General features: G+C 69.5%; 18 protein-coding genes. 6 read left to right on the top strand and 12 right to left on the bottom strand.

All coding sequences use genetic code 11. The features are described 5' to 3' along the window. Positions 1–25: 25 nt before the first annotated feature. From sufC to sufT, 5 genes are read left to right on the top strand one after another with little or no spacing between them, the layout of a single operon-like run. Entirely contained in the window at positions 26–796 is a 771-nt protein-coding gene (sufC, locus tag K2L43_RS12205; protein ID WP_220637652.1) for a Fe-S cluster assembly ATPase SufC, read from the top strand. A 4-nt stretch (positions 797–800) separates the two neighbouring features. Then, positions 801–2,048 (top strand): SufD family Fe-S cluster assembly protein, encoded by a 1,248-nt coding sequence (locus tag K2L43_RS12200; protein ID WP_220637651.1) that lies wholly within the window; start codon positions 801–803, stop codon positions 2,046–2,048. Further along, positions 2,041–3,306: an aminotransferase class V-fold PLP-dependent enzyme gene (locus K2L43_RS12195; protein WP_220637650.1), complete on the top strand. Its 1,266-nt coding sequence runs from the start codon at positions 2,041–2,043 to the stop codon at positions 3,304–3,306. The genes K2L43_RS12200 and K2L43_RS12195 overlap by 8 nt, the downstream gene beginning before the upstream one ends. Then, entirely contained in the window at positions 3,303–3,782 is a 480-nt protein-coding gene (gene sufU, locus K2L43_RS12190; protein WP_220637649.1) for a Fe-S cluster assembly sulfur transfer protein SufU, read from the top strand. The genes K2L43_RS12195 and sufU overlap by 4 nt, the downstream gene beginning before the upstream one ends. After that, positions 3,779–4,336, top strand: coding sequence for a putative Fe-S cluster assembly protein SufT (gene sufT / locus K2L43_RS12185; protein WP_103738024.1), 558 nt, complete (start codon positions 3,779–3,781; stop codon positions 4,334–4,336). Before sufU ends, sufT begins: the two co-directional genes overlap by 4 nt. Positions 4,337–4,403: 67 nt before the next feature. On the opposite strand, the gene K2L43_RS12180 is transcribed toward sufT, so the two are convergent. From K2L43_RS12180 to K2L43_RS12165, 5 genes are all read right to left on the bottom strand, one after another. Next, complete coding sequence (locus K2L43_RS12180; protein WP_011806004.1) at positions 4,404–4,703, bottom strand: DUF2249 domain-containing protein; 300 nt, start codon at positions 4,701–4,703, stop codon at positions 4,404–4,406. A 69-nt stretch (positions 4,704–4,772) separates the two neighbouring features. After that, positions 4,773–5,978, bottom strand: coding sequence for an NnrS family protein (locus tag K2L43_RS12175; RefSeq protein WP_220637648.1), 1,206 nt, complete (start codon positions 5,976–5,978; stop codon positions 4,773–4,775). A gap of 113 nt (positions 5,979–6,091) precedes the next feature. Beyond that, positions 6,092–7,333, bottom strand: coding sequence for an NAD(P)/FAD-dependent oxidoreductase (locus tag K2L43_RS12170; RefSeq protein ID WP_220637647.1), 1,242 nt, complete (start codon positions 7,331–7,333; stop codon positions 6,092–6,094). A 70-nt stretch (positions 7,334–7,403) separates the two neighbouring features. Further along, complete coding sequence (locus K2L43_RS19095; RefSeq protein WP_255580443.1) at positions 7,404–7,649, bottom strand: hypothetical protein; 246 nt, start codon at positions 7,647–7,649, stop codon at positions 7,404–7,406. Then, the gene (locus K2L43_RS12165; protein ID WP_255580442.1) at positions 7,618–8,568 is read right to left on the bottom strand and encodes an ABC transporter substrate-binding protein; all 951 of its coding nucleotides are present in this window, start codon (positions 8,566–8,568) and stop codon (positions 7,618–7,620) included. The genes K2L43_RS19095 and K2L43_RS12165 overlap by 32 nt, the downstream gene beginning before the upstream one ends. 194 nt (positions 8,569–8,762) lie before the next feature. Between K2L43_RS12165 and K2L43_RS12160 the strand changes: the two genes are divergently transcribed. Further along, positions 8,763–9,263: an acyl-CoA thioesterase gene (locus K2L43_RS12160; RefSeq protein WP_047350503.1), complete on the top strand. Its 501-nt coding sequence runs from the start codon at positions 8,763–8,765 to the stop codon at positions 9,261–9,263. A gap of 4 nt (positions 9,264–9,267) precedes the next feature. Here K2L43_RS12160 and cobA read toward each other — a convergent pair whose 3' ends face one another. The 7 genes from cobA to K2L43_RS12125 form a co-directional block, all read right to left on the bottom strand. After that, positions 9,268–10,077: a uroporphyrinogen-III C-methyltransferase gene (gene cobA / locus K2L43_RS12155; protein ID WP_220637646.1), complete on the bottom strand. Its 810-nt coding sequence runs from the start codon at positions 10,075–10,077 to the stop codon at positions 9,268–9,270. Then, a complete protein-coding gene (gene ybiB / locus K2L43_RS12150) occupies positions 10,074–11,003 on the bottom strand; it encodes a DNA-binding protein YbiB (protein WP_220637645.1) in 930 nt (309 codons plus the stop codon). The genes cobA and ybiB overlap by 4 nt, the downstream gene beginning before the upstream one ends. A 93-nt stretch (positions 11,004–11,096) precedes the next feature. Further along, the gene (locus K2L43_RS12145; protein WP_220637644.1) at positions 11,097–13,955 is read right to left on the bottom strand and encodes a nitrate reductase; all 2,859 of its coding nucleotides are present in this window, start codon (positions 13,953–13,955) and stop codon (positions 11,097–11,099) included. A 370-nt stretch (positions 13,956–14,325) separates the two neighbouring features. Continuing rightward, positions 14,326–14,715, bottom strand: a complete 390-nt coding sequence (gene nirD, locus K2L43_RS12140; protein WP_088886406.1) for a nitrite reductase small subunit NirD — start codon at positions 14,713–14,715, stop codon at positions 14,326–14,328. Between the two features lie 76 nt (positions 14,716–14,791). After that, positions 14,792–17,257 carry a nitrite reductase large subunit NirB gene (gene nirB / locus K2L43_RS12135; RefSeq protein WP_011805995.1) on the bottom strand — a complete coding sequence of 822 codons (2,466 nt, stop codon included), beginning with the start codon at positions 17,255–17,257 and terminating at the stop codon, positions 14,792–14,794. A 488-nt stretch (positions 17,258–17,745) separates the two neighbouring features. Further along, positions 17,746–19,317, bottom strand: coding sequence for an efflux transporter outer membrane subunit (locus tag K2L43_RS12130; RefSeq protein ID WP_220637643.1), 1,572 nt, complete (start codon positions 19,315–19,317; stop codon positions 17,746–17,748). Continuing rightward, positions 19,314–22,481 (bottom strand): efflux RND transporter permease subunit, encoded by a 3,168-nt coding sequence (locus K2L43_RS12125; RefSeq protein WP_220637642.1) that lies wholly within the window; start codon positions 22,479–22,481, stop codon positions 19,314–19,316. The genes K2L43_RS12130 and K2L43_RS12125 overlap by 4 nt, the downstream gene beginning before the upstream one ends. Positions 22,482–22,487 lie beyond the last annotated feature (6 nt).

Here is a 22,487-nt window from a genome sequence, read left to right as displayed (position 1 = left end):
AGCTATCAAATTAATAGGAATCCACATGACATCCACCACTCCTTTGCTGCAAGTGCGCGACCTGCGTGTGCGCGTTGGCGAGCGCACCGTGCTGCAATCGGTCTCGCTGGACGTGCCCGCCGGCGCGCTCGTCGTGCTGATGGGCGCCAACGGCAGCGGCAAGAGCACGCTGGGCATGGCGCTGGCCGGCCACCCGAGTTACCAGGTGCAGGACGGCCAGGCGCTGCTGGACGGGCAGGACCTGCTGCAGCTGCCGGCGCATGAGCGCGCCCGCGCGGGGCTGTTCGTGTCCTTCCAGTCGCCGCCCGATGTGCCCGGCGTGAAGAACAACCTGTTCATCCGCACAGCGCTGAATGCCGTGCATGAGGCGCGCGGCCAGCAGCCGCTGGACGCGTTCGACTTCCTGGCCAGCGCCAAGCAGACCGCCCAGGAACTGGGGTTGCCACAGGCCATGCTGGGCCGCCCGGTGAACGAAGGTTTTTCCGGCGGCGAGCGCAAGCGCAACGAACTGCTGCAACTGGCGCTGCTGCAACCGCGCCTGGCGCTGCTGGACGAAATCGACTCGGGCATGGACGTGGACGGCGTGCGCGCCGTGGTCACGTTGGTGCAGAAACTGCGCGAACAGGGCACGGCCTTCATCGTCGTATCGCACTACCTGCACCTGATCGAGCAGCTGCAGCCCAACACCGTGCTGCGCTTGGACCAGGGCCGTATCGCCGAGACGGGCGACGTGGAGCTGGCGCGGCGCATCGCCCGCACGGGCTTTGCGCGCCAACCTGCCACGGCGGAGGCATGACACCATGAACAACGCACAAGCCGAGATCCGCGCCGCGCGCGAGCGCCTGCAGACGCAGGGCTGGATTGCCCGGCGCAGCGAAGCCTTTCACCACCTGCCCCCGCCCGCGCTGCAGGACTGGCTGGGAACGCAGGCCGGGGTCGTCGATGAGGCCTCGTTGCCCGCGGGTGCGGGCTGGACGCTGCGCCTGCCCCACGCACAGGCGGCCACCAGCGTCCAGGCGCGTTGGCTGGATGCCCTGGATCCGGCGCAGCGCGCCGAGTTGATGGCAGGGCTGCCGTCGCCAGAGTCCGGCAGTGGGGATGGGGCTGCTGCCCCCTTCACCTGGGCGCACCGCGCCCTGTGCCGCCGGGGCCTGCGCCTGCGCGTGGCCGCCACGCCGGGCCGTGAGCGCGAGCCCGTGCGCCTGGAGCTGCACCACCAGCCCGGCGCCGCGGCCGAGGCGCCCTTGCTGGTGCTGGACGTGGAAGCCGGCGTGCAGTGCGTTCTGATCGAAACCCATGAGCGGCCTGCCGCAGACGGTCTGTCGGCCGTGGCGCAAAACCTGCACGCCCACATCCGTCTGGCGCAGGGGGCACAGCTGCAGCACCTGCGCGTCGCTGCGCCGTTGGCCGACGACCGCGTGGCGCACCACCTGCAGGTCCATGTGGCGTCAGGTGCCGCTTATGCCCAGGCGCTGGTTGCCACGGGCGCCAGCTACCACCTGCAACGCAGCCACATCACGCTGCAGGGCGCGGGCGCCAGCGCGCGGCAGGCCGCGTTGCTGCTGTTGGCGGACGGCAAGCTGGACCAGCAGACGTACACCGACTTGCAAGCTGCACAGGCCGTGAGCCAGGTCGAGACCCTGGCCCTGGCCCAGGGCCGCGCCCACGCGGTGGCGAATGCCTATACGCGCATCGCGCCCGGCAGCGACGGGGCCGATGTGCGCCAGCGCCTGGCCGGCGTACCGCTGGCGGGCCAGCCGCGTTTGATCCTGCGCCCGCACCTGGAGATCCTGCACGACAACGTGCAGGCCGCGCACGGCGCTACCTGGGGCGCGTTGCCCGAGGATGCGCTGTTCTACGCCCGCCAGCGCGGGTTGGATGACGCGGCTGCGCGCGCGCTCATCATCGAAGGCATGGCCCAAGCGTTGCTTGATCGATGCCTGGGGGCCGAGGGGGACGGCATGCTGGCGCAGTGGCTGCAGAGCGGCTGGCTGGCCGGTGCGATCGCCCGCCTGAAGCCCACAGCCGAGGAGGCACACCATGGGTAAACCACATCCTTTGTTGCACACCGGCGGCCTGCCGGTGCAGGCACTGCGCGCGCAGTTTCCGGTGCTGGCGCAGCGCATCCACGGCCAGCCCCTGGCCTATCTGGACAACGCCGCCACCACGCAGATGCCGCTGGCGGTGCAGGAAGCCATGCAGCGCTTCGAACGCCATGACCGCGCCAACATTCACCGCGGCGTGCACACGCTGAGCCAGCGCGCCACCGACGCCTTTGAAGAGGCGCGCGCCACGCTCAAGCGCTTCATCGGCGCGGGCATGCAGCATGAACTGGTCTTCACCAGCGGCACGACCGAGGCGCTCAACCTCGTCGCCCAAGGGTTGTGGGCCGCGGGGCCGGGCAAGGCCTGGCTGCGCCCCGGCGACCGCATCATCGTGAGCGGGCTGGAGCACCATGCCAACCTGGTGCCCTGGCAGCAGGCTGCACGCATGAGCGGGGCGGAACTGGTCGTCCTCCAGCCCGACGCGCAGGGACGCGTGCATGAGGCCGATCTGGCGCCATTGCTCACACCCAACACCCGTGTGCTGGCACTCACGGCCTGCGCCAATGCCACGGGCGAGCGTCCTCCGTATGAGGCGCTGCTGGCCATGGCACGCGCGGCTGGCGCCCTCACGGTGCTGGATGCCGCGCAGGCGGTGGGCCATGCCATGCCCGCTCTGGCGGAGCTGGAGGCGGACTTCATGGCCTTCTCCGGCCACAAGATGTACGGGCCCATGGGCACCGGCGCACTGGCCGGCCGGCGCGAGGCGCTGGAGCGGTTGTACCCGCTGCGCCTGGGGGGCGACATGGTGGAGTGGGTGAGCTACACCGCTGCGGGCTATGCGGCGCTGCCTGCGCGGCTGGAAGGCGGCACGCCCAACGTGGCCGGGGCCGTGGGCCTGGCGGCGGCGGCGCGCTTCATCGATGGTATTGGCCGAGAGGCCATTGACCTGCACGTGCAGACCCTGCGCGCGCAGGCGCTGGCGGGCTTGTCGGCGTTGGAGGGTGTGACGGTGCTTGCCCCGCATGCCACGCAGGCGTCGCTGGTGTCGTTTGTGGCACGCGACGTGCACCCGCACGACATCGGCACGCTGCTGGACGAGCGCGGCATCGCCGTGCGCACGGGCCACCACTGCGCACAGCCGCTGCAGGAGCACCTGGGGCTGGGGCCGACCACGCGCGCATCGTTCGCGCTGTACAACAGCCATGAGGAGGTCGAGCGCTTGATCGCCGGCGTGGCCCAGGCCCTGGAGGTCATGCGATGACTGGATTCACCGGCAACGCCGAGAACGAGCTGTACCAGGAAGTGGTGCTGGAGCACAAGCGCGCACCGCGCAACTTCGGCCATTTGCCGCAGCCCACGCACCAGGCGCAGGGCACCAACCCGTCGTGTGGCGACCGCATTGCCGTGGAACTGCAGCTGCAGGAAGGGCGCGTGCAGGACATCCGCTTCACCGGCCAGGGCTGCGCGATCTGCATGGCCTCTACCTCGATGATGACCGAGGCCGTGAAGGGCAAGGAGGTTGCCGCCGCGCAGGCGCTGCAGCAGCACTTTCGTGCGGTGCTGACGGGAGAGGAGGCGCCTGAGGACGCCCCGCTGGGCAAGCTGGTCAGCCTGGCCGGCGTGCGCCAGTACCCCAGCCGCATCAAGTGCGCCCTGCTGGGCTGGCATGCGCTGATGCATGCGATTGCCGACAACGGCAACGGCCAGAGCGTAAGTACTGAGGAGGAGCCCGCATGACCTACCGCCGCCATCGCGAGGATGTGCTGGTGCGCCGCAACGTGATCGTGGAGGCGATTCCCAGCGGCGAGCCGATCGAACTGGAGGCCGGGCAACTGGCGCAGATCACGCAGGCGCTGGGTTCTTCCTTCACGCTGCTGGTCGAAGGCCAGCTCATGCGGCTGAAGGGTGTGGATGCCGACGCTATCGGCAAGACGCCGCCCGAGACTATCACTGCGCCCGCGGACCTGCCCATCGAGGAACTGGAGCCGCTGGTGTGGGAGACGCTGCGCACCTGCTACGACCCGGAGATCCCGGTGAACATCGTGGACCTGGGCCTGGTGTACCGGCTGGCTTTCGAGCCCTTGCCCGACGATGCCCACAAGGTGCGCGCGCTGGTGGACATGACGCTCACCGCCCCCGGCTGCGGCATGGGCGAAGCGATTGCCGACGAGGTGTGCGACAAGCTGCTGGCCCTGCCGCGCGTGGGCGAGATCACGGTGAATCTGGTGTTTGACCCGCCCTGGGACCGCTCCATGATGAGCGAGGAGGCGCAGCTGGCGCTGGGGCTGTGAAGCAGGGACGATCAAAAAGGGGCAGGTGATACCTGCCCCTTTTGCTTTGGTTGAGTGGCTTTGCCGATCAGCCGCAGCAAGCACCGCCCGAGCAGCAGGAGTCTTCAGCCTCTGCGGCGGCCTGGGTCTTGGATGCCAGTTTGGTGATTTCGATCTGCCACTGTCGGGGGCCTGCCTCCAGGTACGCCCACTGGAACTGGCCGGGTGCACGGCCTTCCAGTTGCATGCGCAGCGGCACGGGGTCGTGGTCGTTCACGATCTGCAGCGACTCGCCCGCGCCCAGCGCGTCCAGGCGGCCAAAGATTTGCGCATGGCGCTCATAAGGAGCGATGGTGCGTACGTCGATCACGGAAACGGTGTTGCTCATGGTTCAACCTTTCGGGTGTGTGTAAAAAAAGGGGGGAGGGAGCTTGCAGTTGTGAGGCATGGGCCGGCATCAGCCGTCCTTGCCGTCCAGACGGGTGCGCATCAGCCAGGGGGTGTAGATCACGAGGTAGATCGCGAAGGCGATGGTCCACAAGCAGGCGGCGCCTTCCAGCGCATAGGCGTACCACGCGGGTTGCACGGCGGGCACCAGCACGCGCAGCACGGCGGCCAGCATCACCAGGGCATAGGCCACCACTTCGCCGCGCGAGGGCTGCAGTGGCCGGCCCGTATGGCCGCGCGCGGTGCGCGTGACCATGCCGATGATCAGCCCGCCGATCACGCCCACGGCAAAGGCATGCACGGCCAGCGACGGCACGACCCAGCCCAGTTGCGCCAGCGCCAGCAGCACGAAGCCCAGGGGCAGCCATGCGTACGAAGCGTGCAGGATCCAGAGGATGGGGCGCTTGAACGTGACCTGCGGATGCCACTTCCACAGCCGCACCGCATGCATCACACCCGCCGCGAGGCTGGCCACCAGCACCACCGGCGCGGGCGCTGCGAACACCCACAGCGCCAGCGCCACGGCCGTGACGGCCAGCAGCGACAGCTCGAACTTGCGCGGCATGTTGATGACCAGGCCGGGCGTCACGTTGCGCGTGAACATGGGCACCACGCGGCCGGTGATCACGCTCACCACCATGAGGATCAGCGCCAGCTCGGCATACAGCGCGCTCACGGCCGGCACCGCCACGATGCCCAGCACCGAAAGATGGAACACCAGGTTGGCCGCAGCCATCAGCAGCAACAGGCAGATCAGCGGAATGTTGCGCTTGTTGCCGGCCTTGATCAGCACGCGCAGCAGCACGGCGGCCACGGCCGGCAGCAGCAGCATGTCCAGCGTGGCATAGACGGCGTAGGGCGCCACCAGCGAAGCCAGCCGCGCGGCCAGCCACAGCAGGGCCAGCGCGCCCAGCAGCGGACCACGGGCCGTCTCCAGGCCGGTCCAGGCCTTGACGGCGGTGAGCAGAAAGCCCACCACCACGCCCGCGGCGAAGCCGAACAGCATCTCGTGCGCATGCCACAGCAAAGGTGACATCGGCAACGGCACCTGGATGCGGCCCAGAAAGATCGCTATCCACAGCGGCACCGCCAGACAGGCCAGCAGGGCCGTGCCCAGGTAGAAGGGCCGAAACCCCAGTCGCAGCAATGGCCAGCCGTGCAGCGGAGCGGCTGGCTGGGCCGGGCGGGAGGCGGAGACGAGCGGGGGCAGGGACATGGCGGGCCTTTGGCAGGGCTTTGGCAGGGCGGTTTTCTTAAGATTCATTTTACATGAATATTAAAAATCGGCCAGAAATTCGCGCGCAGACGGCCCCTAGAGACGGAGGGCGTTCAGTGGAGCGGCAGAGCCTGGGCGCAGGCGTGGGCGCTGGCCCAGGCCCATTGGAAGTTGTAGCCGCCCAGCCAGCCGGTGATGTCTACCACCTCGCCGATAAAGTACAGGCCCGGCTGGGCCTTGCATTCCATGGTCTGTTGCGACAGGGCGCGCGTGTCCACGCCGCCCAGCGTCACCTCGGCCTTCTTGTAGCCTTCGGTGCCCGTGGGGGTGAGCTCCCAGCGCGCCAGCCGCTCGGCCAACCGCGCCAGGGCCTTGTCCGCGGCTTCGTTGATGGGGCGCTGCCAGTCCGCGCTCTGGCTGGCCCAGGCGTCGGCCAGACGGCTGGGCACGAGCGCGGCCAGTTCGTTGGCGATCAGCTTGCGCGAGCGCACCTTGGCTTGGGCCAGTGCGGCCGGCAGGTCCACGCCCGGTGCGAGGTTGATGGCCAGCGGCGTGCCCGGCTGCCAATAGCTGGAGATCTGCAGCACGGCCGGGCCCGACAGCCCACGGTGCGTGAACAGCAGGTCTTCCACGAAGGCCATGCGTTCCTTCTTGGCGCCGGTGCTGATCTCCACCGGCAGCGCCAGCCCGGCAAGCTGCGCGTAGGGCGCCCAGGCCTGGCCGTCGAAGGTCAGCGGCACCAGGCCGGGGCGCTGCGCCACCAGCGGCAGTCCGAACTGCTGCGCCAGCCGGTAGCCGAAGTCCGTGGCACCGATCTTGGGGATGGACAGCCCGCCCGTCGCCACCACCAGGCTGCGCGCTTGCACCGGGCCGCGATCAGTATCGATTTGATAGCTGCCAGCGCTTGTACCGCCTGCCTCATCGGCCAAAAAGACTACATTCTTGACGCCGCAGGGCTGCCAGCGCTCCACGCGCCCCTGGGCGCATTCGGCCAGCAGCATGGCGATGATGTCCTCGGCCGAGCGGTCGGCAAACAGCTGGCCCTTGTGCTTCTCGTGGTAGGCGATGCCGTGGCGCTCCACCAGCGCGATGAAGTCCGCCGGCGTGTAGCGCGACAGCGCGGAGCGGCAGAACTGCGCGTTCTGCCCCACGAAGTGCTTGTGCGGCGCGCGCACGTCCAGGTCGCGGTTGGTGAAGTTGCAGCGCCCACCGCCCGAGATGCGGATCTTTTCGGCCACCTTGTCGGCATGGTCGACGAGCAGCACCTTGAGCCCGCGCTGGCCCGCCTGGGCGGCGCAGAACAGACCGGCGGCGCCGGCGCCGATGATGACGGCATCAAAGAAGGGTGTGGACACGGGCAGCAACCTGGCGGGCAAAGCCGCCGATTGTCGCGTACGGGCTCCGAGGCCGTGCAGTGCAGGCGGTTCAGTGCATGTAGTTGCCGTCGGGCCCAATCACGGCGATGTCCACGTAGCTGGAGCCATTGCGGTTCTGCGCACTGTACTGGTAGGTGTAGCCGCCCAGGTCCACCTTGTGCAGCCCTTCCAGGGTCGCCGCCAGCGATGCGCCCGTCACCGAAGGCCCCGATGCGCGCAGGCTTTCAATGAGGATGCGCGCGTCCAGGTAGCCCCTGAAGCGGTCATAGTCCACGGGGTGGCCGTGGCGCTTCATGGACGCCTGGAACTCGCGCCACGGCGGTGGTCAGCCGCGTGGGCGGCGGCGTGGTGCGCGCCACGGCCAGCCCGCGTGCGTCACTGCCCAGCGCGCGGATGATCTGCGCACCCGCGCCCAGCGACAGCGTGTACACCGGCACGCCCAGGTGCGCCTTATTGGCGCGCACGTAGGCCACCACGGGCGGGCCCGCGGCAATCATCACCACGGCTTGCGGCCGCAGGGCCGCCAGGGCCTTGGCGGCGGCCTCGGCGTCCTGGCCGCTGCTGTGCATGGCATGGGCGCCCACGAAGGTGCCGCCCTCGGCCGTGATGGCCTTCTCGACCAGGGGCAGGGCGAGCTTGCCGAAGTCGTTGTTCTCGTAGGCGACGCCGATGCGCGTGGTCTGAATGGCCACGAGGTTGCGCACGATCTTCACCAGCTCGTCCGCGTAGCTGGCGCTGGTGGTGAACAGGTAGGGGCTGCGCGCGCCGTGCACCGCGGGGCTGCCGGTGTAGACGGCCACCAGCGGCGTGCGCGCCTGCGCCAGGTAGGGCAGCAGCGCCAGCACCTGCGAGGTGCCGGCCTGGCCGAACAGCGCGACCACGCCGCTGTCCTGCACGAGTCTGCGGGCGTTGTCCAGGGCGAGCGCGGCGTCGAACTTGTCGTCCAGGGACACGAGCTGCACCTTGCGCCCTGCGACGCCGCCGGCCTCGTTGAAGTCCGCCAGGGCGGCCTCCTGCCCCTCGTGCACCGGCGTGAGGAACGGCGCCATGGGCCCCGACAGTGCCGAGGAGCGCCCGATGAGGATGGCTGCCTTGGCGTCTGCCGAGCGCTGCTGGGCCGGCGCCGGCCACGCGAGCGCACAGGCACTCGCGCACAGCGACTGCAGCAGCCGCCTGCGCGGCGCACAAGGGTGGACGATGAACGGCGTGGTCATGGGAGCTCCCTGCTTTTTGTATTGGGCTGGCGCTGCACCGCCATGGGCAGCGCAGGGACCATGCTAGGAACGCCGGCGCACGCGCCCACTGGGGGAAACCAAGAAACCGTGACGCGGGTGTGACACGGGGCGTGGCGGGTGAAGGCACGTGCTCCGGCCTCGCACGGTCGGCTTAAACACGCTCTAATACCGCCATGCACCTTCCCGCGCACCAACTCAGCATGACCGTGCTCATGTCGCCCGACATGGCCAACTTCTCCGGCAACGTCCACGGCGGCGCCATCCTCAAGCTGCTGGACCAGGTGGCCTATGCCTGCGCCAGCCGCTATTCGGGCAGCTACGTGGTCACGCTGAGCGTGGACCAGGTGATGTTCCTGCAGCCCATCCACGTGGGCGAACTGGTGACCTTCCTGGCCAGCGTCAACCACACGGGCACGTCGTCCATGGAGATCGGCATCAAGGTGGTGGCCGAGAACATCCGCACCCAGGTGGTGCGGCATGTGAACAGCTGTTTCTTCTCGATGGTGGCAGTGGACGATGCGGGCAAACCCACCCCCGTGCCGCCGCTGGCCCCCACCAGCTACGACGAGCGCCGCCGCTGGGAGGCCGCGCTGCTGCGCAAGGCCCTGCGCAGGGAACAGGCCGAGCGCTTCGCGCAGATCCGCCAGGCGGCGCAGGCCAGCGCCGCCGGCTGAGCCGTCACACCGCCCGGCTGCGCGTGCCTGCTACCGGGGCTGCATCTTCGCCTTGCGCCACGGCCTGGATGCCGCGCACCACGTCGCCGATCACGATCACCGAGGGGCTGGCCAGCCCCTCGCGGGTGATGGTGGACTGCAACTGGCCCAGCGTGGTCACCGCGTGGCGCTGCTGCGGCAGGCTCACATGCTGGATCACCACCGCCGGCGTGTGTGCAGGCAGGCCGGTGAGCAGTTCCTCCTGGATGTGGGCGCAGCCGGTCACGCCCATGTAGATCACCAGGGTCAGGCGTGCATCGCGCGCGGTGGCGGCCAGCAGGCGCCAGTCGGTGCCTTGGTTCCCAGGCTTGTTGTGGCCCGTGATGAAGACCACGCCGTGCGCATGTTCGCGGTGGGTGAGCGGCGCGCCCAGCTGCGTCATGCCCGCCAGGCCGGCGGTGATGCCATTGACCACCTGCACCGGCACGCCCGCCGCGCGCAGGTGCTCCACCTCTTCGCCGCCCCGCCCAAAGATGAACGGGTCGCCGCCCTTCAGGCGCACCACGGTCTCGCCCTCCTGCACGGCGGTGAGCATGAGCTTTTCGATGAACGCCTGGGGCGTGCTCTTGCAGCCGCCGCGCTTGCCCACATGCACGACGCGGGCGCCGGGGCGGGCCAGGGCGACGATGGCGTCGCTCACCAGGTCGTCCACCAGCAGCACGGTGGCGGCCTGGATGGCCTTCACCGCCTTGAGGGTGAGCAGCTCGGGGTCGCCGGGGCCGGCGCCCACCAGGGTGCAGCTGCCTGCATGGGCTGGAAGAGAAGGTGTGGTCATGACGAGGCCTGTGCAGTGATTTGACGGCTCAAGTGCAAGATATGTTCCACCTGCTGGCGCAGGGCAGGGGGCACGGGCGCGTCGCCCGCCAGCACGCGCCGGGTATAGGCGGCGGTGGTGGCCACGTCGATCTCGGTTGGCAGACCGGGCACTTCGGCGGCCGTGCCGGGCTGCTGGTCTTGCAGCAGTTGGTGCGTGCCGCCAATGAAGGCGTCGTAGCGCGGCGTGCGGCGCGGGTCGGCCGCCACCTCGCCCTCCAGCCCGCGCGACAGCAACGCGTGCGCGCCCAGCGTGGCAAAGGTGCCGCTCAGGATGTCGAAATATTCGGGGTGGGTGAAGCTGCTCACCACCAGCGCCGGGCCGGCGCAGGGGTTCATCAGCTTGGCCACGCTGTGCCCCGGTGTGCGCAGGCCGATCACCTCGCGCACCGCCAGCAGGCGCGCCAGCCCGGGCAGCAGCACCGCGGTGCCGATGTGCGCCACGCTGCTGGGTGCTATGGATTGAGGAGCTGTTAGCGCAGGTATATCCAGCGCTTCAAGCACATCTGATGCCAGAACGCGGCGCGCCTCGGTGCGCATGCCGTGCAGCAGCACGGGCAGGCCTTCGCGCGCCAGCAGCAGCGCCAGCAGCGGCGTGAGCACGGGCAGCTTGCGCGCGCCGTTGTAGCTGGGCAGCACGATGAGCGGCTGCCCGTTCGCACAGGCCGGTATGGCGGCGATGCGCGCATGCACCGCGTCCAGCAGGCCGCTCATTTCCTCGGCGGTCTCGCCCTTGATGCGCATGGCTACGCAGAAGGCGCCGATCTCCAGATCGGTCACCTGGCCGTCGAGCACTTGCCCGAACAGGTCGGCGGCTTGTGCGCGGTCCAGCGCCTTGGCGCCGCGTGCGCCGCGGCCGATTTCCTTGATGTAGTGGCTGATGCCCATGGGGTATTGGCTGGCGGGTGGGACGAGTGGTGTCCATTCTGCGGCATGTCTGATAACCGCCTGTTATATGCGTGCGGCGGATTGCGTGCCGCGTCACGCTGCCTGCACCGCAGTGGTGCCTATGCCCGCGACCGCCGCCTGCACCATGCGCTTGAGCTCGGGTACGCAGGAGCCGCATTGCGTGCCGCAGCGCAGCGCGCCCTGCAACTGCGCCAGGCGCTCGGCCGGGCTGCCCTGGCACTGGCCCAGGCGCTCGGTGATGTCGGTATCGGTCACGTTCAGGCAGACGCACACCCGCTTGCCGCGTGCGGCCACGGCCACGGGCGGCTGTTGGGTGGGCAGCAGCAGCAACCGGCCATAGGTCTGCACGGGCAGTTCTTCCTGCAGCAGCGTGCGCAGCCAGCCGCCAGCGCTGCCATTGCCGGCCAGCAGCAGTGCGTCCAAAGTGGTGCGGCCGTCGGTTTGGCGCTGCAGGCGCGCGGCGCGGTGTTGGGCGCGGCGGCGGTCGGCATAGCGCAGCGTGCCAGGCCCGTCCAGGTGCAGCAGGTGCTCGATGCGCGCGAGCAGGGCCGGGGGCGGCGCCTCGTGCGCGGCACCGCGCAGCAGAACGCCCGTGCGCGCGGGACCTGCCGTCGGCGCGGCGCCGCTGAAGGGCACGCAGTGGGCAAAAGGTAGCTCTGGCATCAGCGCGGCCAGGGCCTCGCGCGCGGCCAGGGCTTCATCTTCGGGCAGCCAGGCCATGGCCAGCAGCGTCCAGGGCAACTCGGCCTTGAGCACCTTCACCGCCGCGTGCTTGAGCTCCGGCTGTTTGGAGCCAGGGCAGAAGGCCGGCGTGGTGAGCGCGTTCACGCCCGCCAGCGGCCGGCCCGTGCTGGAGCGCCCGCCCAGGTATTCGCCGCCCCAGTGCATGGCCATGAAGGCCTGCCCGGGTGCCAGTGTGTCGTCGGCCTGCACGGGCGCGATGATGGAGCCGCGCGCGCTGGTCACATGCGCCAAGTCGCCAGCGGCCAGCTGCAGGCGCTGCAGGTCCTGCGGGTGCATCTGCAGCGCGGGCTCGGACGCGTGGCCGAACAGCCGCCCCAGCGTGCCGGTGCGGCTCATGCCGTGCCACTGGTCGCGCAGGCGTCCCGTGGTCAGGCTGAACGGGTAGCGCGCGCTGGGCGGCTCGGCCAGGGGCTGCCAGGCCGTGGGGACGAAGCGCGCACGCCCGTCGGGAGTGGGAAAGACGCCGTCCGCATACAGGCGCGCGCGGCCCGTGCGGGCGCCGCTCGGGTAGGGCCACTGCTGCGGCCCGTCGGCCTCCAGCGCGGCCCAGGTCAGGCCGGTGATGTCCAGGTCGCGCCCGCGCGTGGTCTCGCGGTGTTCGTTCCAGATGGCCTCGGCGCAGGCCTGCGCCGTGTCGCCGGTGTAGGGGAACAGCGTGGGCTGGCCGGGGCGCAGGTGCCTCTCCAGCCGCTGCGCCAGCGCCAGCGCGATCTGCCAGTCGTGCCGCGCGCCGCCGGGTGCGGCCACTGCCGCGCGCACGCGGCTGATGCGGCGCTCGCTGTTGGTGACGGTGCCGGTCTTTTCGCCCCAAGTGGTGGCGGGCAGCAGCAAGTCGGCGTACTGCGCGGTGGCGGTGGTGGCGAAGGCCTCTTGCACCACCACAAACTCGGCGCGCTGCAGGGCGCGGCGCACGGTGGTCTGGTCGGGCAGGCTCTGCGCGGGGTTGGTGCAGGCGATCCACAGCGCCTTGATCTCGCCGTCGGCCGCGGCCTGGAACATCTCCACCGCCGTCTTGCCGGGCCGCGCGGGCACCGACTCCACACCCCACAGCCGGGCCACTTCGGCGCGGTGGTCGGGGTTGGCCATATCGCGGTGCGCGGGCAGCAGGTTGGCCAGGCCCCCCACCTCGCGTCCGCCCATGGCGTTGGGCTGGCCCGTCAGGCTGAAGGGGCCGGCGCCCGGTTGGCCGATCTGCCCGCAGGCCAGGTGCAGGTGGATCAGCGCGGCGTTCTTGGCCGTGCCGCTGGTGCTCTGGTTGAGACCCTGGCAGTACAGGCTCAGCGTGGGCCGGCGCGGCCCACCCTCCGCCATGCCCTCCACGCCTGCGAACCAGCGCGCTGCGGTGGCAATGTCCTGCGGCGGCAGGCCGCAGACGGCGGCAGCGCGCTCTGGCGTGCAGTCCTGCACCACGGCCTGCAGATCGGCAAAGCCGCTGGTGTGGCGCGCGATGTAGCCCTGGTCCACCCAGCCCTCGCGCAGCATCACGTGCAGCATGGCGTTGAACAGCATCACGTCGCTGCCCGGCAGCAGGGGCAGGAACAGATCGGCCATGGCCGCGGTGTCGGTGCGGCGCGGATCGGCCACGATGATCTTCATGGCCGGGTTGGCGGCGCGCGCGTCCTCGATGCGGCGAAACACGATGGGGTGCGCCCAGGCCGTGTTGCTGCCGGCGATGAACAGGCATTGCGCGTGGGCCAGGTCGTCGTAGCAGGCGGGCGGCGCGTCGGCGCCCAGCGTGGCCTTGTAGCCAACCACGGCGCTGCTCATGCACAGGCGCGAGTTGGTGTCGATGTTGTTGGTGCCGATCAGGCCCTTGGCCAGCTTGTTGAAGACGTAGTAGTCCTCGGTGAGCAACTGGCCGCTCAGATAGAAGCCCACCGCGTCGGGGCCGTGGCGGTCGATGGTGGCGGCGAAGCGCTGCGCCGCGGTGTCGAGAGCCGCGTCCCAGTCGATGGGGTGCGCTGCCTGGCCGCGCTGCGGGCGCAGCTGGGGTTGCAGCAGCCGGGTCTGCAGTGTGATGGGCCGGCTGGCGGTGAGGTGCAGGGTGCTGCCCTTGGTGCACAGGCGGCCGAAGTTGGCGGGGTGGTGGGGGTCGCCGCGCACGCCGGTGATGGTGTCGCCGTCGGACTGGATGATCACGCCGCAGCCTACGCCGCAGTAGGGGCAGGTGGAACGGGTTTCTTGCATGGCGTGTTCTCTTGGTATTTTTGGGCTTTAGGGCTTGTGGTGTGGGCGCGAGTAGCTATTCTTTTTGGACGTGGCTGGCCGGGACTCGCCCCGGCGGGCGAGGTACTTTTCTTTGCTTCGCCAAAGCAAAGTACCCAAAAGAAAGGCGACCCTACAGGCTGCGTCCCTTCGCTTCGCTACGGGCAACCTGCGGTGCTCGCGTCCAGCGGGGTCTCGCTCAAACTCGCTTCGCTCAAACAATCGCGAGCCCTGATCCGCTGGCCGCTGCGCTCCTCGGCGCATCCTGAAGGGAACCCGCAAACCGGACAGCCCATTCGGGCCATCGCTGCGCTCGGCCTGGCCTTGCGCGGCACGTTGCGCCTGCGCGGGGTCATGGTGGGTTTGCCTTGCAGCGCAGCGCGGGGCCGGCCACGGGGCGTTGCAGGTCCAGGGCGTGGTGGGCCAGCTCCTGGGCGTCCAGGTAGACGGTGCCGGCTTCCACCTTGACCTGAAAGCGCGGCGTGCAGCCTTCGTCGGGGGCGGCGGCCTGGCCGTCGCACAGGCCGATGGTCCAGTTGTGCAGCGGGCAGGCCACGCTGTTGCCGAAGACGATGCCCTGGCTCAAGGGGCCGCCCTTGTGGGGGCAGCGGTCGAGCAGGGCGAACACGCCGCCGGCGTCGTTGCGGAAGACGGCCACGTCCATGCCGTGCGGGCGGGCCACGCGGCGCGCGCCGAGCACGGGGATGTCGTCCAGGGAGCAGATCGGGGTCCAGGTGGTCATAGCTATTCCTTTAGGAGCTGTTGGCGCTTGCTGGCAGGGCGTGACAGGCACTTTTGGCTGAAACTCATGCCAACGTTTATGCGGGGATCGGCGTGATCGGGATGAACTGGCGCCGGTCCACCGCTGCCGGCTCGAACTCGAACCACGGGTCGGGCTCGCCCGCCAGCGCGTCCTGCAGCTCGCGCCACAGCGCCTGGCGGCCGGGGGCATCTTGGAGTACGCGGCGCTTGACGTAGTCCAGTCCCACGCGGGCGACGAAATGCACCGTGCGCTCCAGGTACCAGCCCTCCAGGCGGTACAGCTGCATGAAAGCGCCCGTGTACTCCAGCACCTCCTCGGCGGTCTTGAGCTTGGTAAAGAACTGCGCCACCTCGGTCTTGATGCCGCCGTTGCCGGCCACGTACATCTCCCAGCCCGAGTCCACGCCGATGATCCCCACGTCCTTGATGCCGCTCTCGGCGCAGTTGCGCGGGCAGCCGCTGACGGCGAACTTGACCTTGTGCGGCGCGTACATGCCCACGAAGGCGTGCTCCAGGTCCTTGCCAAGCTGCGTGCTGTCCTGCGTGCCCATGCGGCACCACTCACTGCCCACGCAGGTCTTCACCGTGCGCAGTGCCTTGGCGTAGGCGTGGCCGCAGGGCATGCCGATGTCGCGCCAGACGTTGACCAGGTCTTCCTTCTTCACGCCCAGCAGGTCGATGCGCTGGCCGCCCGTGACCTTCACCGTGGGGATCTGGTACTTGTCCACCACGTCGGCGATGCGGCGCAGTTCGGCGGCACTGGTCTCTCCGCCCCACATGCGCGGCACCACGCTGTAGGTGCCATCCTTCTGGATGTTGGCGTGGCTGCGCTCGTTGATGAAGCGGCTTTGCGGGTCGTCCCGCGCCTCCTTGGGCCAAGTGCTGATGAGGTAGTAGTTCACGGCCGGGCGGCAGGTGGCGCAGCCGTTGGGCGTCTTCCACTCCAGGAAGCGAAACACGCCGTCTACGGTCAGCAGCCGGTGTGTGCGGATGGCTTCGCGCACGGCCTGGTGGCCGTGGTCGGTGCAGGCGCATACGGGCTTGGTCTTGGGCGTGGCGGAATAGTCGCCGCCCGCGGTGGCCATGAGGATCTGCTCCACCAGCCCGGTGCACGAGCCGCAGCTGGCGCTGGCCTTGGTGTGCTTGCGCACCTCGTCCAGCGTGAACAGGCCCTTGTCCTTGATCGCCTTGCAGATCTGGCCCTTGGTCACGCCGTTGCAGCCGCAGACCTCGTCGCTGTCGGCCATGGCGGCAGCCTTGTTCTGGCCCTGATGGCCCGCGTCGCCCAGGTGCGATTCGCCGAACATGAGCCGGTCGCGGATGTCGGCCACGCTGCGGCCGTCGCGCAGCAGCTTGAAGTACCAGCTGCCGTCCACCGTGTCGCCATAGAGGCAGGCGCCCACGAGTCGGTCGTCCTTGAGCACCAGCTTCTTGTACACACCGCCGCCCTCGGCATGCGGGTCGCTGAGCACGATTTCCTCCGTGCCCTCGCCGCCCTGGAAGTCGCCGGCGGAAAACAGGTCGATGCCCGTGACCTTGAGCTTGGTGGAGGTGAGCGAGCCCTGGTAGCGCCCGATACCCCATTCCGCCAGGTGGTTGGCCAGCACCTTGCCCTGCTCGAACAGCGGCGCCACCAGCCCGTAGGCGATGCCACGGTGCGCCGCGCATTCGCCCACGGCGTAGATGCGCGGGTCGGTCACGGTCTGCAGCGTGTCGCTGACCACGATGCCGCGGTTGACGTGCAGGTGCATCTGCTCGGCCAGGGCCGTGTTGGGGCGGATGCCCACGGCCATCACCACAAGCTGGGCGGGCACCTCGCTGCCGTCCTTGAAGCGCACCGCGGCCACGCGGCCGTCGCCGCCGGCTACCAGTTCCTGCGTTTGGGCCTGCATCAGGAACTGCATGCCGCGCTCGGCCAGCGACTGCTGCAGCAGCTTGCCCGCCACGTCGTCAAGCTGGCGCTCCATGAGCCACTCGCCCGCATGCACCACGGTGACCTGCATGCCGCGCTTCATGAGGCCGTTGGCCGCCTCCAGGCCCAGCAGGCCGCCGCCGATCACCACGGCGTGCTTGTAGCTGGCGGCAGCGTCGATCATGGCCTGCGTGTCCGCGATGTCGCGATAGGCCAGCACGCCGGGCAGCTCACGGCCCGGAATGGGCAGCATGAACGGGTTGGAACCCGTGGCGAGGATCAGCCGGTCGTAGGGCGCCTCGACGGTGCGCCCGTCCTGCGCCACGCCATGCACGGTGCGCCGCGTGCGGTCCACATGGGTCACGGTGCACCCCGCGTGCAGCGTGATGTGGTGGTCCGCATACCAGGACCAGTCGTTGAGGACGATCTCCTCCAGCGTCTGCTCGCCCGCCAGCACGGGCGACAGCAGGATGCGGTTGTAGTTGGGGTGCGGCTCGGCGCCGAACACCGTGATGTCGTAGAGGTCGGGCGCGATCTTGAGCAGCTCTTCCAGCGCGCGCACGCCTGCCATGCCATTGCCCACCATCACCAGCCTGGATTGCTTCACCATCGTCTCCCCGGCGGGAATGCCCCGCGCAGCCACATCAACAAAAAAGGCGTCCGCACGCCGCACCGGGCAGGGGCCTGGTTGCGGGTGGGGACGCCTTCGTCCCGCGAGCCCTGCCTCCGCCGTTGGAGAGGGCACGCGCTGCGGCCTACCGTGGCCGCGCTGGCTTCAATGCAATGGGCGTGCCAGGGTGCGGCGGGGTGAGAGGTGTGCGCTCATGGGTTGGGCGAGATAGTCCGCTAGCGCTTGATGGGAAAGCGCGAGCAGCTATTGTTTTAGGAGCGATCGCGCGCTTCGCCGGGCGTGGCAGGCTGCGCACCGCCGTGGTGCAAGTGGCGGCGCGATGGTGCGGGCGCTGGCGTCCTGATGGCGCCCGGACCTCGTAGGGGATGTTGTGCCGGTGGTGCGGCCCCTGCGTGCGCGCCCGGTGCACCGCAATTGAACAAGAACAGCGTCCAGCGCTTGCCCCTCAAGCGCTGCCAGCGATGGAATCAGGAGCCGCCTGCCGGCGGTGGTGTTGGGTCCGTCCAGGCGCCGCCCAGCACCTTGTAGAGCGTCACGCGGTTGACCTGCTCGGCCAATTGCAGCGTGATCTGCGCCTGCTGTGCGGCATACAGCGTGCGCTGCGCGTCCAGCACGGCGAGGTAGTTGTCCGCACCGAGGCGAAAGCGTGCGTCCGACAGCTGCAGCGTGCGCTGGGTGGCCTGCACCAGCGAGCCCTGCGCCTGCAGGCGCTCGGTGAGCGTGGCGCGCTCGGCCAGCGCGTCGGACACCTCGCGGAAGGCGGTCTGGATGGCCTTCTCGTACTGGGCCACGGCGGTGTCGCGCGTCACCTCGGCCACGCGCAGGTTGGCCTGATTGCGGCCGGCGTCGAAGATCGGCAGGCGGATCTGCGGCGCGAACGCCCAGGTGCCGTTGCCGCCCTCGAACAGGCCCGACAGCGCATTGCTGGCCGTGCCCACCGAGGCCGTGAGCGTGATCGACGGAAAGAACGCCGCGCGGGCCGCGCCGATATTGGCCGTGGCGCCCTGCAGTGCATGCTCGGCCGCGCGCACGTCGGGGCGGCGCAGCAGCACGCTGGACGGAACGTCTGCAGGCACGGCCAGCAGCGCCGTTGCGGGCGCCGTGGGATCGGCCAGCGCGGGGACGGGGGACCGGGGGGCAGGACTGTCCGCAGTACCGGTGCCGGGAGAGGGCTGGGTTGCAGTCGTGGCCGGGCCCGCGATGGCCGTTTCCACGGTGGCCACGCTGGCGGGCAACAACGCTGGGGGCACGGGCGATCCCACCAGCAGGGCCAGGGCGTTGCGGCTGCGCGCCAGCTGCGAGACGAAGGCGGCCGCATCCACGCGTGCGGTGTCGGCCGCCGACTGGGCCTGCGCCAGCACCAGGCCCGAGCTGGCGCCCAGTTCATGGCTGCGCTGCGTGAGCTCCAGGGCCTGCTGGCGCGTGCGCAGGGTCTCGCGTGCCAGTTGCAGGCGGCGCGCGTCGGCGTCCAGCGTGAGCCAGGCGCCGATCACCTCGGCCACCAGGCTGAGCTGCACGCTGCGGCGGTTCTCCGCCACGCGCAGGAACTCCTGCAGCGCGGCATCGTTCAGGTTGCGCACGCGGCCGAAGAAGTCGATCTCGTAGCTGCTGAAGCCCAGTGTGGCGCTGTACTGGCTGGTGGTGTTGGAGCGGCCCGCGGCGGTCAGGTCGTCAGCGGTGCGGCTGCGGTTGCCCGCGCCGGCCGCGTTCACCGTGGGAAAGCGGTCGGCCTGCACCACGCCGTACTGCGCGCGGGCCTTGTCGATGGCCAGTACCGCCACGCGCAGGTCGCGGTTGTTCGCCAGGGCCTGTTCCACCACCGTGCGCAGGCGGGCGTCCTGCACGAAGTCTTGCCAGGCCATGGGGCCGCCGTCCGGCAGCGCCACGGCGCCGGCGGTCGGTGGCTGGGGCAGGGGCGATGCCACCGTGTCCGGCACGGGCAGCGGCGGCGCTTCGTAGCGTGGCGCCAGGTTGCAGCCGGCCAGCAGGGCGCAGGCCAGGGCGGCGGTCACAGGCGTGAAGGGATGGGGGCGCGTCATGCGGCACTCTCCGGATGGATGGGGGCAGGCTGGGCCGCGTCTTCCTGGCGCGAGCGGCTCTTGAACCAGCTGCGGATCAGCAGGAAAAACACCGGCACCATGAAGATGCCCAGCACCGTGGAGGCCACGGTGCCGCCCAGCACGGCCGTGCCGATGGCATTGCGCCCGCCTGCGCCGGCGCCCGTGCCCAGGGCCAGCGGCACCACGCCGAAGCCAAAGGCCAGCGAGGTCATGAGGATGGGGCGCAGGCGCATGCGCACGGCTTCCAGCGTGGCATCCAGCAGCTTGCGGCCCTGTTCCTGCAACTGCACGGCAAACTCGACGATCAGGATGGCGTTCTTGGAGGCCAGGCCCACCGTGGTGATCAGGCCGACCTGGAAGTACACGTCGTTGGCCAGGCCCCGCGTCCAGGTCGCCAGCAGCGCGCCCAGCACGCCCAGCGGCACGGCCAGCATCACCGACAGGGGCACGGTCCAGCTCTCGTACAGCGCGGCCAGGCACAGGAACACGAACAGGATCGAGATGGCGTACAGCAGCGGCGCCTGCGCGCCCGACTGGCGCTCCTGCAGCGAGGCGCCCGTCCATTCGTACGCAATGCCGGGCGGCAGGCCCTTCAGGATGTCCTCCACGATCTTCATGGCCACGCCCGAGCTGACGCCCGGCGCGGCGCTGCCCACCATCTCATAGGCGGGCGCGCCGTTGTAGCGCATGAGCTGCGGCGAGCCATAGGCCCAGTGGGCCTTGGAGAAGGCGCCGAACGGCACCATCTCGCCGTTCTTGTTGCGCACGGTCCACTTGCCGATGTCCTGCGGCAGCATGCGGTGCGGCGCGTCGCCCTGGATGTAGACGCGCTTGACGCGGCCGTTGTTCAGAAAGTCGTTCACGTAGGTGCCGCCCATGCCGCTGGAGAGCACGCTGTTGATGGCGTCGTAGCTCAGGCCCAGCGCGGCGGCCTTGCGGTCGTCGATGTCCAGGCGCAGCTCGGTGGCGTCGTCCAGGTTGGTGGTGCGCAGGTTGGTCAGCTCGGGGTGCTTGCGCGCCTCGGCCAGGAACCGGTCCTTGGCGGCCAGCAGCGCCTCGTGCCCCAGGCCGTTGATGTCCTTGAGCATGAAGTTGAAGCCCGCGTTGGAGCCCAGGCCGCGCACGGCCGGCGGCTGCGACACGAAGATGCGCGCGTCGCGGATCTTGGCCAGATCCTGGGTGGCGCGGTGGGCGATGGCCGCCGCGGACTGGCTGGCCAGCGGCCGCTGGTCCCAGGGCTTGAGGCGGATGAATGCGCGCGCCGAGCTCTGGTCGCCGTTCAGGCCCGAGACCTGGTTGAAGCTGATGACCTCGGGCACGTCCTTGAAGTACAGATTCACCTGGTCCAGCACGTCCTGCAGTCGCGCGTCGGTGGCTCCAGCGGGCAGGTTGACGTTGGCCAGGATGTAGCCCTGGTCTTCATCGGGCAGGAAGGCCGTCGGCACGCGGCCGATGATCCACCACACGGCCAGGCAGATGGCGGCAAAGATCAGCAGCATGCGCTTGGCGCGGTGCAGCATCCAGCGCACGCCGCGCTGGTAGCGCAGCGTGTTGGTCTCGAAGTGGCGGTTGAACCAGACGAAGAAGCGGTCGTTCAGCCCCAGCAGGCCGCGGCGCACCTGCGGGTCCTTGCCCAGGTGGGCGGACGGCTTGAGGATGCTGGCGCACAGCGCCGGCGTGAGCGTGAGCGCCACCAGCACCGACAGCGCCATCGCCGCCACGATGGTGATGGAGAACTGCCGGTAGATCACCCCCGTGGAGCCGCCGAAGAACGCCATCGGCACGAACACCGCCGACAGCGTGAGGCCGATGCCCACCAGCGCGGGCGTGATCTCGCGCATCGAGTGGCGCGTGGCCTCTTTGGGCGAGAGGCCCGACTCGTGCATCACGCGCTCGACGTTCTCCACCACCACGATGGCGTCGTCCACCAGCAGGCCGATGGCCAGCACCAGCGCGAACATGGTCAGCGTGTTGATCGAGTAACCCGCCGCAGCCAGCACGCCGAAGGTGCCCAGCAGCACCACTGGCACGGCGATCGCAGGGATCAGCGTGGCCCGGAAGTTCTGCAGGAAGATGAACATCACGATCACCACCAGCACCATGGCCTCGCCCAGCGCGGTGGCCACTTCGCGGATCGAGGCGCGCACGAAGGGCGTGGAGTCGGAGCTGACGAAATAGTCGATCTGGTTGGGAAAGTAGGGCTTGAGCTCCGCCAGCTTGGCGGCCACGGCGTCCGACACCGCCATGGCGTTGGCGCCGTCGGCCAGCACGATGCCCATGCCCGCGCCCGGGCGGCCGTTGAGCTTGGCCTTGACCGACAGGTTATCGGGGCCCAGTTCCACGCGCGCGACGTCCTTCACCGTGACCACCGAACCGTCGGTGGCGGTCTTGAGCACGATGTCCTCGAACTCCTGCACCGTCTGCAGCTTGGTGCGCGCGGTGATGGTGGCGTTGAGCTGCTGGTCGGGCACGGCGGGCAGCGCGCCGAGCTGGCCCGCCGAGACCTGTGCGTTCTGCGCGTTCAGCGCGCTGATCAGGTCCGACGGCATGAGCTGGAATTTCTCCATCTTGGCCGGGTCCATCCACAGGCGCATGGCGTAGAAGGTGCCGAACACGCGGATGTCGCCCACACCGTCCAGGCGGCCGATCACGTCCACGAGGTTGGAGTTCAGGTAGTCCCCGATGTCCACCGCGCTCATGTTCGGGTCGCCCGAGAAGAAGCTGTAGGTGACCAGGTAGTCCTGCCCGCCCTTGTTGACGAACACGCCCCGGCTCTTCACGGCATCGGGCAGGCGGTTCATGGCCGACTGCAGCTTGTTCTGCACCTGCACCTGGGCCACGTCGATGTTGGTGCCCGGCGCAAACGTGAGGGTGGTGGCCGAGCGGCCCGACGCATCCGACGTCGAGCCCATGTAGATCATGTTGTCGATGCCCTTGAGCTGCTGCTCGATGATCTGCGTGACCGAGTTTTCCACGGTCTCGGCCGAGGCGCCCGTGTACTGCGCGGAGATGGTCACGCGCGGCGGTGCGATATCGGGGTACTGCTCCAGCGGCAGCGTGAAGATCGCCAGGCCGCCCGCCAGCATGATGATGATGGACAGCACCCACGCGAAGATGGGGCGGTTGATGAAGAACTGGGCCATGTGCGC

It is taken from the genome of Diaphorobacter sp. MNS-0 (genome assembly GCF_019602835.1).
GTDB classification, from domain to species: Bacteria; Pseudomonadota; Gammaproteobacteria; order Burkholderiales; family Burkholderiaceae_C; genus Diaphorobacter; species Diaphorobacter nitroreducens.
Note: the sequence above shows the minus strand (reverse complement) of the source record. Positions and strands in the feature narration are given on the sequence as shown.